This window comes from Bacillus sp. 11B20, from assembly GCF_056098985.1.
The window spans coordinates 863,988-879,571 of sequence record NZ_JBLZWZ010000008.1; the positions used below are offsets into that span (position 1 = coordinate 863,988).

At 42.7% G+C, this 15,584-nt stretch carries 15 protein-coding genes and 1 riboswitch; of the genes, 6 read left to right on the forward strand and 9 right to left on the reverse strand.

The genetic code is table 11. The annotated features are described in order from the left end of the window. Positions 1-88: 88 nt before the first annotated feature. Together asnB and metK are read right to left on the reverse strand one after the other, a co-directional pair. The gene (gene asnB / locus ACN6NB_RS13795; RefSeq protein WP_024426217.1) at positions 89-1,987 is read right to left on the reverse strand and encodes an asparagine synthase (glutamine-hydrolyzing); all 1,899 of its coding nucleotides are present in this window, start codon (positions 1,985-1,987) and stop codon (positions 89-91) included. 148 nt (positions 1,988-2,135) lie between these two features. Beyond that, a complete protein-coding gene (gene metK, locus ACN6NB_RS13800; protein WP_039180847.1) occupies positions 2,136-3,338 on the reverse strand; it encodes a methionine adenosyltransferase in 1,203 nt (400 codons plus the stop codon). A gap of 195 nt (positions 3,339-3,533) precedes the next feature. After that, positions 3,534-3,668: riboswitch (SAM riboswitch) on the reverse strand. A 226-nt stretch (positions 3,669-3,894) separates the two neighbouring features. Between metK and pckA the strand changes: the two genes are divergently transcribed. Continuing rightward, a complete protein-coding gene (gene pckA / locus ACN6NB_RS13805; RefSeq protein ID WP_039180849.1) occupies positions 3,895-5,481 on the forward strand; it encodes a phosphoenolpyruvate carboxykinase (ATP) in 1,587 nt (528 codons plus the stop codon). A 42-nt stretch (positions 5,482-5,523) separates the two neighbouring features. On the opposite strand, the gene ACN6NB_RS13810 is transcribed toward pckA, so the two are convergent. The 6 genes from ACN6NB_RS13810 to ACN6NB_RS13835 are packed head-to-tail and all read right to left on the reverse strand — an operon-like array spanning position 5,524 to position 10,660. Beyond that, positions 5,524-5,766, reverse strand: coding sequence for a DUF2584 domain-containing protein (locus ACN6NB_RS13810; RefSeq protein ID WP_025092385.1), 243 nt, complete (start codon positions 5,764-5,766; stop codon positions 5,524-5,526). 39 nt (positions 5,767-5,805) lie between these two features. Continuing rightward, the gene (locus tag ACN6NB_RS13815; protein ID WP_144516152.1) at positions 5,806-6,600 is read right to left on the reverse strand and encodes an alpha/beta hydrolase family protein; all 795 of its coding nucleotides are present in this window, start codon (positions 6,598-6,600) and stop codon (positions 5,806-5,808) included. Positions 6,601-6,626: 26 nt separating this feature from the next. After that, complete coding sequence (locus ACN6NB_RS13820) at positions 6,627-8,108, reverse strand: phytoene desaturase family protein (protein WP_151284032.1); 1,482 nt, start codon at positions 8,106-8,108, stop codon at positions 6,627-6,629. Continuing rightward, positions 8,105-9,232, reverse strand: coding sequence for a glycosyltransferase family 2 protein (locus tag ACN6NB_RS13825; protein WP_474253392.1), 1,128 nt, complete (start codon positions 9,230-9,232; stop codon positions 8,105-8,107). Before ACN6NB_RS13825 ends, ACN6NB_RS13820 begins: the two co-directional genes overlap by 4 nt. Further along, entirely contained in the window at positions 9,217-9,963 is a 747-nt protein-coding gene (locus ACN6NB_RS13830) for a lysophospholipid acyltransferase family protein (RefSeq protein ID WP_474253393.1), read from the reverse strand. The genes ACN6NB_RS13825 and ACN6NB_RS13830 overlap by 16 nt, the downstream gene beginning before the upstream one ends. Continuing rightward, positions 9,932-10,660: a carotenoid biosynthesis protein gene (locus ACN6NB_RS13835; protein WP_059375231.1), complete on the reverse strand. Its 729-nt coding sequence runs from the start codon at positions 10,658-10,660 to the stop codon at positions 9,932-9,934. The genes ACN6NB_RS13830 and ACN6NB_RS13835 overlap by 32 nt, the downstream gene beginning before the upstream one ends. A 174-nt stretch (positions 10,661-10,834) precedes the next feature. On the opposite strand from ACN6NB_RS13835, the gene ACN6NB_RS13840 reads away from it, so the two are divergent. From ACN6NB_RS13840 to ACN6NB_RS13850, 3 genes are read left to right on the forward strand one after another with little or no spacing between them, the layout of a single operon-like run. Next, positions 10,835-11,836, forward strand: a complete 1,002-nt coding sequence (locus ACN6NB_RS13840; RefSeq protein WP_474253394.1) for an ABC transporter substrate-binding protein — start codon at positions 10,835-10,837, stop codon at positions 11,834-11,836. A gap of 15 nt (positions 11,837-11,851) precedes the next feature. Next, positions 11,852-12,622, forward strand: coding sequence for an ABC transporter ATP-binding protein (locus tag ACN6NB_RS13845; protein WP_039180871.1), 771 nt, complete (start codon positions 11,852-11,854; stop codon positions 12,620-12,622). A gap of 34 nt (positions 12,623-12,656) precedes the next feature. Further along, a complete protein-coding gene (locus ACN6NB_RS13850) occupies positions 12,657-13,403 on the forward strand; it encodes an ABC transporter permease (RefSeq protein ID WP_369810477.1) in 747 nt (248 codons plus the stop codon). A 32-nt stretch (positions 13,404-13,435) separates the two neighbouring features. On the opposite strand, the gene ytkD is transcribed toward ACN6NB_RS13850, so the two are convergent. After that, the gene (gene ytkD, locus ACN6NB_RS13855) at positions 13,436-13,912 is read right to left on the reverse strand and encodes an RNA deprotection pyrophosphohydrolase (RefSeq protein ID WP_039180876.1); all 477 of its coding nucleotides are present in this window, start codon (positions 13,910-13,912) and stop codon (positions 13,436-13,438) included. 248 nt (positions 13,913-14,160) lie between these two features. Here ytkD and ACN6NB_RS13860 point away from each other — a divergent pair, with 248 nt between their 5' ends. Then, positions 14,161-14,772, forward strand: a complete 612-nt coding sequence (locus ACN6NB_RS13860) for a TerD family protein (protein ID WP_058838183.1) — start codon at positions 14,161-14,163, stop codon at positions 14,770-14,772. A gap of 22 nt (positions 14,773-14,794) precedes the next feature. Next, positions 14,795-15,580 (forward strand): AIM24 family protein, encoded by a 786-nt coding sequence (locus ACN6NB_RS13865; RefSeq protein WP_039180879.1) that lies wholly within the window; start codon positions 14,795-14,797, stop codon positions 15,578-15,580. Positions 15,581-15,584 lie beyond the last annotated feature (4 nt).

Sequence of the window (15,584 nt, forward strand, 5' to 3'; positions counted from 1 at the left end):
CTATGAACCGCTTGTTATTTTACCCTTATCCACCGCTTTCTATCATGACAAAAAAGGTTTTCAGCACAAAGCTGAAAACCTTTTTTCATTAACTGAAGATGACTTCTTTTGGTTGATGATTCAATTGCTCTGGATCAATACTGCGCTCCACATAAATGCTGTGCCAAATCATAAAGATCAGAACGGTCCAAATCTTACGGCTATGATCTGCCTTACCAGCACAATGTTCATTTAATAAATCAAGCACATATGCTTTGTTAATATATTCGTCCGTTTGACTGTTTTTAATGATGTCTTTCGCCCAAGCGTTCATCTCATTTTTCAGCCAATGACGAATTGGAACAGGGAAGCCCAGCTTCTTGCGGTTTAACACATGGTCAGGCACAATGCCTTCTGCTGCTTTACGCAATAAATATTTCGTTGTGCCATCTTTTGTTTTCAGCTCTTCTGGAATTTTAGAAGCCGCTTCAAATACGACCTTATCAAGGAATGGAACACGAAGCTCAAGGGAATTCGCCATTGTCATCTTATCTGCTTTCAATAAGATGTCACCGCGCATCCACGTATGAATATCAACATATTGCATTTTGTTAATATCACTGTAGCCTGCACTTTCCTCGAAGTATGTCTTCGTCACATCACGATATGTAATGTTCGGATCATACTGCTTTAAGAGGTTTTTCTTTACTGGCTCTTCAAAGATTTTCGCATTACCGATATAACGCTCCTCTAATGGTGTACAGCCACGGACGATAAAGCTTTTTCCTTTCATTCCTTCTGGCATTAAGCGCGCCAGACGAAGAAGAAGCTTTTTCAGCATAGATGGAACAGATTCAAATGGTTTAAGAGAAAGCGGCTCACGGTAAATATTATAACCACCGAACAGCTCGTCTGCTCCCTCACCAGAAAGAACAACCGTCACTTGTTTCTTGGCTTCCTTTGCCACGAAGTACAATGGAATCGCCGCCGGATCAGCTAAAGGATCATCTAAATGCCAAACAATTTTCGGAAGCTCATTCATATATTCCTCAGGAGAAATCACAGCGCTGAAGTTTTGTAAGCCCAGCTTATCAGCCGTTTCCTTCGCCACATCAACTTCACTAAAGCCATCCTGCTGGAAACCAACAGAAAACGTCTTCAGCTCAGGATGAAATTCCTTTGCGACAGATACGATGAAAGAAGAATCGATACCACCTGATAGGAATGAACCAACAGGAACATCACTTCTCATGTGAATTTTCACAGAATCATAGATTGCATCGCGGACTTCTTCAATCAGCTTTTGTTCTTGTGTTTGTTCAGGCTTGAATTGAACTTTCCAGTAAGTCTTAAATTCAATCTCCTGTCCTGGGCGTAAAGTAAACTGATGACCAGGCTCTACTTTGTGCACCTTTTGATCAAGTGTATTTGGCTCAGGTACGAACTGGAATGACATGTATTGCTGTAAGGATGTCTCATCAAATAAAATGTTCTCGTTCACTGCCATCAAGCTTTTGCGTTCAGACGCAAAGTACACTTGCTCATCCATTTGTGTAAAATAAAGCGGTTTGATGCCAAAAGGATCTCTTGCGCCATATAATAATTGCGCTTCTTTATCCCAAATTAAAAATGCAAACATGCCGCGAAGCTTTGAAGCCGCTTCTTCTTTATAATGACGGTATGTGGCAAGAAGTACTTCCGTATCTGAATCTGTGCTGAATGTATAGCCTTTTTTCACAAGCTCTTCCTTCAGCTCCACATAGTTATAAATTTCTCCGTTGAAAATAATCCAGTACTTTTCATCTTCATAAGAAAGCGGCTGCTTTCCGTGCTCAACATCTATAATACTTAAACGTCTAAATCCAAATCCTACATGCTCATCATGAAAGTAACCCTCATCATCCGGACCGCGATGAACGATGAGACGATTCATTTGTTTAATTAGCTCTTCCTGTTCAGTAGTTTCGGACAATGGACGGTGATTAAATACACCAACAAACCCACACATATTATTGCCTCCACGTTATGTTATTTCTTAAAAGTAGACCTATAATTAGACAGTATTTTGTCCGATTTTGTTTCACATTTTTTCGCTTTTTACAGATTTTTTTTTAATCAAAAGGAAAACCGCTTAAAATAAGCGGTTTTCTATGTTGTTATTGTCCCAATGCTTCTTTACGAAGTGTTTCGGCTTTATCCGTTTTTTCCCACGGAAGATCTAAGTCGTGACGGCCGAAATGTCCGTATGCAGCTGTTTGTTTGTAGATCGGACGGCGCAGGTCAAGCATTTTAATAATGCCAGCTGGACGAAGATCAAAGTTTGCACGAACCACTTCAATTAATTTTTCTTCAGAAGCTTTTCCTGTTCCGAATGTATCAATTGAAATCGATACAGGCTGTGCAACACCAATTGCATAAGCAAGCTGTACTTCACAAGAATCTGCAAGGCCGGCAGCTACGATGTTTTTCGCTACGTAACGAGCAGCATATGCCGCAGAACGGTCAACCTTCGTTGCATCCTTACCTGAGAAAGCACCGCCGCCATGACGAGCATATCCGCCATACGTATCAACGATGATTTTACGTCCAGTTAAACCAGCATCCCCTTGAGGTCCACCGATCACGAAACGGCCAGTTGGGTTAATAAAGTATTTTGTCTGTTCATCAATCAGTTCACTTGGAACGACAGGGCTGATGACATGCTCTTTTAAGTCACTTTGGATTTGTTCAAGCGTCACTTCTGGTGCATGCTGCGTAGAAATAACCACTGTGTCAATACGAACTGGTTTGTTTTGCTCATCATATTCAACTGTGACTTGTGTTTTTCCGTCTGGACGAAGGTATGCAAGTGTCTCATTCTTACGTACTTCTGTTAAACGGCGAGATAATTTATGCGCTAGGGAAATCGGCAGCGGCATGAGCTCTTCGGTTTCGTTGTTGGCAAAACCAAACATCAATCCTTGGTCACCTGCACCAATCGCATCAATTTCTTCTTCAGTCATTGTTCCTTCACGTGCTTCAAGCGCTTTGTCTACACCTTGCGCAATATCAGCAGACTGTTCATCAATTGATGTAAGGACCGCACATGTTTCCGCATCAAAACCATATTTCGCACGTGTGTAGCCAATTTCCTTAATTGTGTCACGCACCGTCTTTGGAATATCGACATAAGTAGACGTTGTAATTTCACCGCTTACTAATACGAGACCGGTTGTAACAGAAGTTTCACAGGCAACACGTGCATTTGGATCTTTCTTTAAAATTTCATCCAAAATGCTGTCTGAAATTTGATCACAGATTTTATCCGGATGTCCTTCTGTCACTGATTCTGAAGTAAATAAACGACGATTTTGACTCATAATGGCTATTTCCTCCTGTACAAGACCACATCATCCCAAGATGAGGCCTCCAATATGATACGGAACTCGTTCCCTCTTATATTTAAAAACGTTTATATTAGAGATGTTATTGGCAATTTGTTCATATGATATCCCAAAAATAAAAAAACCATTTCCTTCATTGCGAGGAAAGGGTCTGAGATCGCATGCCTTTCACTCTTATCGCTCAAGGTGTTCTTGTACCTTGCATCAGGTTAGCACCTTGGTTTCTCAGCATGTTCATGCCTTTTTCATAAGAAACCGGTTGCTGGGCTTCATCGGGCCTGTCCCTCCACCAACTCGGGATAAGAGTATCCGTTCAATAAGATATCTTATCTTAAACCCTTGCGTCATGTCAATGCTTCATAAGAATTATCTCCCTCTTTTTTCTCCTCATCATTAGCATCACCAAAAAGCATATTTTCATAGCAGAAATGAAAAAACACACACAAAAATGTTTAAATAGTATAGACTATTATTATTAATGTGTTATACTAATCGAAACAAACAAATTCAACGGTAAAGGAAGGGTTTTTTTATGAACTCAGTGGATTTAAAAGAAGATTTGCAGTCATTGCTCTCATTAGAAAATACGCACCAAAATTTATCTGTTCCGAAACTTGTTGAAAAGATTTTGGCACGTAATGAAGGCGTTTTAACATCAACAGGAGCTGTCCGCGCGACAACTGGAGCCTACACAGGACGTTCGCCTAAAGATAAATTTATCGTCAAAGAAGAAAGCTCTGAGCATAAAATCGATTGGGGTCAAGTCAACCAGCCGATCTCCAAAGAAGCATTTGACCGTTTATATACAAAGGTTGTGTCATACTTAAAAGAACGTGATGAACTATTCGTCTTTGAAGGGTTTGCAGGCGCTGATGAAAGATATCGTATGCCGATTACAGTTGTAAACGAATTCGCATGGCACAATCTTTTTGCCAAGCAGCTATTTATCAGACCTGACGGGTCAACACCTTCTTCAAATGAAAAACCTTTCACCATCTTATCTGCACCGCACTTCAAAGCAGATCCTGCAACAGATGGCACAAACTCTGAAACGTTTATCATCGTTTCTTTTGAAAAACGCACGATTCTTATCGGTGGAACAGAATATGCAGGAGAAATGAAAAAGTCCATTTTCTCTGTGATGAACTACCTGCTTCCTGAGCAAGATATTTTATCCATGCACTGCTCAGCAAACGTAGGTCAAGAAGGCGATGTAGCCTTATTCTTTGGACTTTCAGGTACTGGGAAAACGACGCTTTCTGCAAGCGCAAGCCGCAAGCTGATCGGAGACGACGAACATGGCTGGTCTGGCACAGGAGTCTTCAATATCGAGGGCGGATGCTATGCGAAATGTGTGAACTTAAGTGAAGAAAAAGAACCACAGATCTACAAAGCGATCAGCTTCGGATCAGTTCTTGAGAACGTTGTGCTTGATGAAGAAACACGTGAAGCGGATTATGATGATACATTCTTTACTGAAAATACACGCGCTGCTTACCCAATCGAAATGATTGATAACATCGTGAAACCAAGTATCGCAGGACATCCATCTGCCATTGTTTTCTTAACAGCTGATGCGTTTGGCGTCTTACCTCCAATCAGCCGTTTAACAAAAGAACAGGCAATGTACCATTTCTTGAGCGGGTACACAAGTAAATTAGCGGGAACTGAGCGCGGTGTCACATCACCAGAAACGACATTCTCTACGTGCTTCGGTTCACCATTCCTCCCGCTTCCAGCTCACGTCTATGCTGAAATGCTTGGCAAAAAGATCGATGAGCACGGTGCTAAAGTATTCCTTGTGAATACAGGCTGGACTGGCGGAGGCTATGGCACAGGCAAACGAATGAATCTCGCTCATACAAGAGCAATGGTTCAGGCAGCAATCGAAGGTGACCTTGATAATGCTGAAATGATCACTGATGACATCTTTGGCTTACACATCCCGCTTCATATTCCTGGTGTACCAGATGAAGTGCTTCAACCTGCAAAAACATGGGATGACCAAAAGGCTTATCAAGAAAAAGCACACTTCCTTGCCAATGAATTTAAAAAGAACTTCCAAAAATTCAGCCACGCGGCAAGTGACATTGAAGCCAAAGGCGGACCACTCGTATAACCAAATGAAAAAAGCTGAGGAGATTCAATCCCTCAGCTTTTTTTAGTTTGTTGAATGCAATGACACAAGGCGGTACGTCACCTTCGTGACATTGTCTGTCAGCTCTAGTTTTTCAACATGTGCTGTCCCTGTTTTTTCTCCGTCTTTCGTTTTGCGCACCTCAAGTGGAATATTTAACGGATAAATGCGGTATCCATCCTTCATGAGTTCAAATACATTTTCTTCAATTCTTGTCTCTTTTCCCTTTGTGACAATCATTGTATTAAATTCAACAGGCATTCCCATAATGAAAATCCCCCTACTTTCTATATTTCGTTATACTGCTTATTTTAACACATTTCCGCTTTTTCGGCTGTGCATCCATGTGGTCAGCCTTCTCACAATTTCTCGATTATGCTGCGGCGGGAAATAGTGGTTGTATCCATGGAAATACCACGTCTCCACAGACTTCCCGTGCTGGCGCAGTGCATCTTCTAACAAATATGCATGCTCAATCGATACATTTTGGTCCTCTTCTCCGTGGATGATCAGGACAGGTGCTTCAATTTTATCCACATCATTTAAAGGGGTTCTGTTCTCATATGCCTCTGGCACCTTATGCGGCGGACCACCAATCACACGCTTCATCATCCGTCTCATATCCACACGCTCTTCATAAGTCAGTTTCATGTCACTGACGCCTCCCCATGTGACAAAGGAAGCCGCCTCCTGTTTCATTTCTACAGCGGTCCAGATGCCCATAATACCGCCTCGCGAAAAACCAAAGATATGAATGCGATCCTTCTTCACTTTTTTGTGCTGCTTTAACAGCTGAAAGGCAGCAAAAGCATCTTTTCGATCTTCTCCGGCAAAATCTTCGTTCCCTTCGCCTCCTTGGTTTCCCCGGTAAAAGGGAGCAAAGACGACAAAACCCTGCGCGGCAAATTGCACAATCCGGCCAGGTCTGACCATCCCCACATTTTTAATGCCGCCTCGTAAGTACAAAAAGCCGTCGTAGAGACCTTCTCGGGCCGGCTCAGCGAGCAGTCCTTTCATCCGAAGTCCATCTGCCTCATAGGTCACTGTATATAAGTGAATATGCGGATGGGGCGACGGAAATCTTCTTTTTTCCACAATCACTCGATTTCTCTCCTTTTCATCTCTGTTTACGTCCATTGCTTCAGCATCGCTTCTGCGACAAGCTGGCCTGATTTTGTCACCATTGGCGTGCCGCCGCCTGGATGACTTGTTCCCCCAACAAACCAAAGTCCTTCAATGTCCTTTGACTGATTATTGATGCGAAAGAACGCCTGTTTGAACGAGTTTGAAGACATGCCATAAATGGCTCCACGATATGCTCCCGTTTTCTGCTGCAGATCGAGCGGGGTTTGAACCGCTTCATATTCGATCAGCTCATCCAAATCAAAAAGACCTTTGTCCATTAATTTGTTTTTTACATGCTGACGATATGTCTCCTTTAGCATGTCCCAATCTTGCTCTTTTGTCACATATGGTGCATTGGCCAGTACAAACAGGTTGCTTCTTCCCGCTCCTCCGCTTAAAGCTGGTTCTGAATGACCTGAATAGCATATGTAGAGCGTCGGGTCTTGAGGCAGTTGTTTTTTCTGAAAAATATCTTTGAATTCTTGCTCATAATCCTCAGGGAAAAACACAGTGTGATGAGCGAGCTGTTCATAGACTTTAGGTACACCTAATAAGAGAACAAAGCCCGACAACGACGGTTCAATACCAGCCAGTTTTTGATTTAAAAAACGAGGACGGTCTTTTTCATCTATAAGATGACGGTATACAGTCAGCGCATCTGCTCCTGCAATGACTTGATCTGCCTCATACATCTGCTGATCCGTCTCCACTCCTTTGATCCGCCGATCCTTCACATGAATCTTGTTCACTTGTTCATTGAGGTGAATCTGAACGCCTAATTCTTTTGCCAGTGTCTCAAATGCCTCAACTAAACGATATGTACCGCCTTGTATTCCATAAATCCCTTTCTCCCCTTCTAAATATGCCATCATGTTAAAAATAGCCGGCGCTTCGTAGGGAGAAGAGCCGATATAAGTGGCATACCGACCAAACATCGCCAATGTATGGGGATGACGGAAATATTGACGCAGCAGGCGCTGAACGGATGTGAACGGTTTGACAGCGAGAAGTGCTTTCATCAGCTTTAAATCCGCCTTATCCTTCCAGCTCAATAACAAACGATTTAAAAACTGCTCCTCTGCCTTTTGAAAAAGCGTCTTTGATTCCTGTAAAAATGCGCGGTATTGCTTCGCATCTTCAGGACTGAATGCAGCAATTTGGGACTCCATTTGCTCAATATTCTGCGTAAACTCGACCGTATGGCCATCTGAAAAAATATTTTTGGTCAGCGGAGAAATCGGATAAAAGGTCACATAATCCTCCATCCGTCTATGACAGGCTGTAAACACTTCTTCAAAATATGCCTTCATTGTAATGGTACTCGGTCCTAAATCAAAAGAGTAGCCTGCCTCGTGATGGCGCTGCAATTTCCCGCCTAAAACCGCTTCTTTTTCTAAAATGGTGACCTGAACCCCGCGTGACTGGAGACGGATCGCGGCTGATAATCCGCCAAGTCCGCCGCCGATGATGATCACTTTTTTCATTCGTACTTTCTCCCTTTCCATTCATACCCTTCTTTTTTCAGACCAATTTTCATAGAAGCAAAACCGATAGCAATCAGGCTTAAAATACTGACCGGCAATAAAAAAGCCATCGCAGATGTCCGCCCATTTTCAGTATCTATTGCCGCTTTAATCGACACACCCAGCCCATAACAAAGAATCGCTAAGCATACGCTCAAAACATCCAGCTGAAACAATGCGATCATGAAACAAATGACAGGAACCAAATAAAGGAGGGTGTATAAACAAAATACACTGCTTAACAAAGCAATGCTTCGATTCACACCTGGGAATAAATTTTTCCGGTAACCTTCCCAAACCTCTTGTCCACTCTCATACATTCTCATATACACAAATGGATGAATGCTTGCAAGTGTGAACGGAAAGCCTTTTTCCTTCACCCGTCTAGCCAAGGCCATATCATCAACTAGTGAATTCTTGATCGCTTCATGCCCGCCAATGTCGTGATAACAATTCTTTTCAACGGCAATAAAACCGCCATGTGCTGCGGCAAAAGCGGGATTCTTAGATTTTCTTACCCATTTCACTGGCAGATGACAGCCAATGGTAAACATCATCATAGGAACCACAAGATGCTCAAAAAATGTACCTGTTTTCTGTTCTGGAAAACCTGACAGCATGCCCGTTTTTTGCATGCATAACTGCTTGTACACTGATTCAACTGCCCCTTTTTTTAACCGGACATCCGCATCTAAAAATAGCAGCCAGTCAGAAGCAGCAGCTTCCGCGAGCTGAGAACAGGCATATGATTTACCAAGCCAGCCGCGCTTTAATGGTTGACCTGACTGGACACGGATCCACGGGTAACTTTCTGCAAAGCGTTCCACAATCGCTCTTGTCTGATCTGTCGAATGGTCATCAAGGACGATGAGCTCTTTCGGGTAAAGACGTTGATCAACGATCGACTGAAGACAGGCTTCGATCCGATTTTCCTCATTTCTTGCTGGAATCAGAATTGATAATGAAATCGGTTCACCCCGCGGAAAGGATGCTGGCTTTAAAACAGGAAGCTGCCTCATATTCCATATGGTGAAAATAAACTGACAGAGCAAGAGTACACTGATCACAGTTAGGAAGACCGCCATGTTTTCACCCACTTTTTAAAGGAATCAAACGCATCACTTGTTGACTGACTTGTCCTTGTCATCTGTCTAAATTCTTGATTGTTTGAAAAATCAGGATCTGCGATGACCTGTGCTTGATGTGCGTTTAACTGCGTTTCAAGCAGATCTCTGAGCAGATGCGTCACGTCCTTTCTTCGAAGTGCCCCGCCAGATACTAAGGTATCTTCACCAAACAAAGCAGATACTGTCGGCTTTTGAAATTGATTAAATGTATAATGCAAGGTCACAGGCTTCACCACGACTTGCTCAAATTGTCTCACTAAAAATGAAGCCCCGCCCTCTAATTCAAGCGGCCGTCTGTCCTGATGCATGATTTTCCCCTGTGGAAAAAGCCATACAGCCCCGCCAGCCTGCATGTTCTTTTTTGCCGTCATTAATGCTTGCTTCACACTTTTCAGATTCTCTTTCTGAACCGGAAAAGCACCAAGCTTACGAAAAAAGGCATATTGCTTCAACTGCTTCTCTTCCATCATCATATAGTGATCGAGTTCGGACGCTTTTTCTGTTAAAAGAAAGAGGATGAGTCCATCCCACCATGAGCTATGATTGGCGAGATAAAGAACAGGCAGCTTCTCGTTTGGGTCCACAGCGCCTTTCATCATCACGCAGCGGAAATGTTTATGAAGTAAATACCGCTCAAGATAAAGAGAAAATATACGTCTAAACGATCGGCTTTTGTCGCTTTCTTTCAAATTGAACCCTTCCTTCACACAAAATAACAATGATCAGTGCTAAATAAAAAATGACCTCGAGCCCGCCCTTTAATGCCAGCACACCAAAAAAGAACACCATTGCCTGATAAATACGGCTCGTCCAGCTCAGAGCCTTTTGATCAATCTGAACAAGCGGGAAGAGAAAGGAAAGTCCTGCTCCAATCATACCCCAGCTCACAAAATTCTCAAAAGGAATACCATAAAAACCACCGCCGTCATACCACACCCAAAATTTCCGTTCAGCTGCTACTGGGTCTAATATGAGGTCAAGCAAGACAATCCATATCCCCGTTTCGACCGCTCGTTTCCACTTCGACTGCTGACTAGATAAAAAAAGACTGTTTAAAAATACTCCAACCCATGCAAAAGCAATGGTTAAAGGTACCCCTGCCACTAGAAAACCTAACGTTGGATAATAGTCATAACCTCCGAAAGGAAATCCGGTTGTGATCCCAATCCATTCAACCGTAAATGTCAGCACGCCGACAATGGCTGCCCGTTTGATCACCATTCCCCATGATCCATAAATATTTCGCCCAATCTCTATCACACAGCAGGCATACAGCACAAGGAAAATGCCATTTGCAAATTGAAGCCATACTGGCACCTCAAAAAAGACCATTAATATGAGCCCTATCAAATACCACCCAAGAAATACCCAACTCACTCTATACACGAAACCGCCCCTTTATTTCTTCCAAATTCAAGAAAGTATTCATGCTTCTAGTATAGAAAAAAAGACACGTTCTATAAATAAACAATGCGCTTCTTATTTTCATCTAGGCACTCACCAAAAATCCCTTTTGACATACTTTAATTAGTGATCTAGAACAAAGGAGGCGAATTACTCTTGAATCGTTCCATCAAAGTCAGACTGGCATTCATCGTCGTTGTCCTGCTCTTTATTCCATTTGTCGCCTGTAAAAAAGAACAAGAGCAGACCGTACAAGTAGCCGAGGTGACCCATTCGGTTTTTTATGCTCCGCTATATGTTGCCTTATCTGAGGACTTCTTCAAAGAAGAAGGGCTAGAGGTTGAATTAAAAACGACTTGGGGCGGCGATAAAACGATGACAGCTCTCTTATCCGGTGGTGCAGATATTGCCCTGACCGGATCTGAATCCTCTATCTATGTAGAGGCTCAAGACACAAAAGACTCTGTCGTCAACTTTGCACAGCTGACACAAACAGACGGTACATTTCTTGTTTCAAGGGAGAAAGTGAGCGAATTCTCTTGGGATCAATTAAAAGGAAAAGACTTTCTTGGACAGCGGAAAGGCGGCATGCCGCAAATGGTCGGTGAATATGTCCTGAAAAAGGAAGGCATTGATGTAAAAAAGGATCTCCGTATGATTCAAAATATTGATTTTGCCAACATTTCAGGTGCTTTCTCCTCTGGAACTGGCGATTTTGTGCAGTTATTCGAACCGACAGCATCCTTAATTGAAAAAGAAGGCAAAGGGTACATCACCGCCTCCTTTGGAGAGGCTTCCGGAAAGGTGCCTTATACCACCTTCATGGCAAAGAAAAGTTACTTAGAGGAAAACAAAGAGACAGCTGAAGCCTTCACTCGTGCCATTTACAAAGCGCAGAAATGGGTGGAAGCCAAGCAGCCGGAGGAGATTGCCAAAACTATTCAATCTCATTTTCCTGACACAGCACTTGATGTCTTATCAACAGCCATTAAACGCTACAAACAGCAGGAATCCTATGCAACAGACCCCCTTCTGAATGAAGAGGAATGGAACAAATTGCAGGAAATTATGAAGGAGAGCGAAGAATTGCCGAAATTTATCCCGTACAAACAACTTGTCGATTCATCCATTGCAAAGAAGGTCACAGAACATAAATAGAATAGGAGGTAGCACATGTCTTTCCTTCAAATTGACCATGTGACCCACACGTACTTCTCTTTAAAAGAAAAAACAACGGCCATACAGCACATCAATATGGAGATAGACCAAGGAGAATTTATTTCATTTATTGGTCCCAGCGGGTGCGGAAAAACCACCCTGCTGTCTATCATTGCAGGAATAACGCCACCCTCTGAAGGCCGAATTTTAATCGAAGGAAAAGAACCGAATCAAAAGGAGCATCAAATCGGCTACATGCTCCAGCAGGATTATTTGTTCCCTTGGAAAACCATCAAGGAAAATATCATTCTCGGGTTGAAAATTACCAAACAAGATTCACATGAAGCCACCTCCGCCGCTCTTGGCTTACTGCCTAAGCTTGGCCTTCATGATGTAGAGGAAAAATACCCGAAAGAGCTGTCAGGCGGTATGAGGCAGCGTGCGGCTCTCGCCCGAACGCTTGCAGTGAATCCCGGTCTGCTTTTACTAGATGAACCCTTTTCAGCTCTAGACTACCAAACCAAACTCACTTTAGAGGATCTCGTCTTTCATACACTCAAAAACTATCAAAAAACAGCGGTCCTTGTGACACATGACATTGGCGAAGCCATTGCGATGAGTGACCGCATTTTCTTATTCTCAAAGCATCCTGGCTCGATTCAGCGGATTTTTACCGTTCCAGATGATCTGAGGACTCTTTCTCCTTTCGAAGCAAGACAGACCCAGAGTTTCCAAGAGCTCTTTCAAACGATTTGGAAGGAGCTGAAAACCGTTGAAACACAGTGATCTTTTACATGAAGCCTATCGCAAAAAATACCGAATGGAAAAACGCATGACCAGAATCTATCAGTTCATTATTTTCGCCAGCTTCTTTTCGCTTTGGGAGCTTGCCAGTCATTTTCGTCTCATCGATCCACTGATATTTAGTTCACCATCTGCGGTCTGCCAATTGTTTGTCCAAAAAATATCCGATGGGTCTTTAGTGAATCATATGAGTATTACATTATTTGAAACGGTGCTCGGATTTCTACTTGGTACCTTTTGCGGTATTTTGCTTGCTGCCGCCTTATGGTGGTCCACCCGCCTGGCAAACGTTCTTGATCCTTATTTAGTCATTTTAAATGCCATGCCAAAAGTTGCCCTCGCCCCGATTTTAATTGTTGCCCTTGGGCCTGGCATGATCAGTATCGTTGCCATGGGCGCAATCATTAGTGTGATCATTACGACGATCGTCATTTATACAGCCTTTCAAGAGGTCGATGAGAATTATTTAAAGGTGATGAAAACCTTTGGTGCGAAAAAAAGCGTCGTCTTTCGCGAGGTCATTTTGCCAGCTAGTATTCCAACGATGATTTCTGCGATCAAAGTCAATGTCGGCCTTTCTTGGGTTGGAGTTATTGTAGGGGAATTTCTTGTTTCCTCAAAAGGGCTCGGCTACATGATCATTTACGGCTTTCAAGTCTTTAACTTTACACTCGTGTTCTTAAGTCTTTTCATTATTGCTGTGTTTGCGACTATCATGTACCAGCTTGTGGAATGGCTCGAACGCCGTTTTCTTCAAAAATAAAAAAGCACAGGGAATGTCTCCCTGCGCTTTTTTTAACGAATCAAACCGTTTTTTTCTAAATAAGCAAGACTTTGTCTTAACACATCATCTTTCATAATAAAACTGAAATTCTTATTTTTTGCGATGGATCTTGGCAAGTCTGCGAAAAGAACGGGTCCTTTCGTTTCAAAATACGTGTCTTGCTTCACTAGCTTTTCAATATCAGCGAAATAAATATTCTTGACAATGACCTTTTCTCTGCCCAGTACCTGATATTGACCAATATACGTTAATTCACGAACAACAGCACCCGTCTCTTCTTGAATCTCCCGTATAGCGGCTTGGTCTGCTTCTTCATCCGGCTCAACTTTCCCTCCTGGAAACTCATAGCCCCGATCCTCATGTTCAGTGAGCAGCCACTTCCCTTGGTAGCGGCAGATGGCCCAAACATGCTTAGGATGACTTGAAAAAGGCTTCCCCTCAAAAGAGAGCTTGACCGTATTATGATAATAGTCTTTAAATACATGCATGTGAAATCCCTCATATCCTGTCCTTGCTTCTTGTAAAACATCATACCACAGATCACATTTATCTGAAGAATTTTTATCAAAAGTGAAACAAACGAGTGGTTCCAACTCGTCTGTATCTAAAATGAGGTATTGTTGCTAAAACCTTTTTATCATCTCCAACTTCACCCAATTTTAATCATGAAACCTTTTATCCCTATATGACGTAAATGAATCAGTGTTTGTCCTATGACAACGAGGAGGAAATCAGCATGAGTATAAAAAATGGGTCAAAACAAGACGCACCCCATGAGGTGATCAAGAAACACCTTCTGAAAGGGCAAAAGTTAGATTTAACAAAAGACAATCCAGCGGTCGACCAAATTCATATCGGGCTTGGCTGGGACCTGGCCGGTCAGCCAATTGATTTAGATACGCAAGTGTTTCTTTTAAATAAAGAGGACAAACTGTTGTCTCCTAAGCATCTGATCTATTATCACCAGCAGCAAAGCTTAGACGGAGCTGTTCGTCATCTTGGCGATCATCAAGTTGGCGGAGGGTATCGAGACAATGAAATGATTATTATGCAATTAAGCAGAGTCTCACCTGATATTCATAAAATTGTCGTCACAGCCACAATACATGATGCACACGAACGCCAGCATCATTTTGGACAAGTCACTAATGCCTATGTGCGCCTTACTGATCAAATCTCGCAGCAAGAGATTTGTACCTTTCAGTTAACAGAAGATTATTCGTATTGTACATCCATTATATGCGCAGAACTCACGAGAGATCAGGAGGAATGGAAAATCACTGCGACCGGGCAAGGGACTACTCTAGATTTACATGATTTATGCCGCATCTATGGATTCACATCTTGACGCAGGAAAGGAGCCGGCACCCATGGGATTTCATTTCATCACAATAGAAGAACTTACCTTACAAGCAGAAGGCAGCGGAATCTTTTTTGCCAAAAAGGGCGCAATGATTGCCGATCAAGGAAGTTTCCAATACCGCAAGCGATTACTTGGAACGAATAAAGGAAATATGGTCAGCCAAGTATTTAACCATATCAGCAGGAAATTCACAGGTGAAAACCTTGAGATGATGGAAGTGAGTGGACAAGGTACTTGCTATCTGGCTGATTCAAGCGAGCATGTAACAGTGATTAATCTTGAGCCAAGCGGTCCTTGGCAGCACGTAAGTGTAGAAAGTGAAGATTTACTTGCCTTTACTGAGGAATGCCATTACGGTGTCACACCAGTAGGCGTTGGTATTTTATCGCAGAAAGGACTGTTTACATCAAAACTCTCTTATCAAGGGCACGGAGCGCAGGTCGCCATCAAAACGAATGGAAATCCGCTCATTTTAAAAGCCCCCTGCCGCGTAGACCCTGACGCAATTGTCGCTTGGACAGGCAAAGCACCAAAGGTCAAATTAGATGTGAACTGGAAAACTTTCATTGGACAAACATCTGGTGAATCCTATTTATTTGAGTTCCAGGAACAAGATCAAATCGTCATTATCCAGCCATCTGAGCGCACATCTGGCTTACGGGTTGGATTAGATGATAATCGCTACAAGCCTCAGAGCCAAAGCTCCTCTCATGAATTCACCAATTCACAGCAAGAAAATAGAGGCGGCGGGATCACTGATCTGATCGGAGGCATTTTACAACCGCGAAAATAAAGCA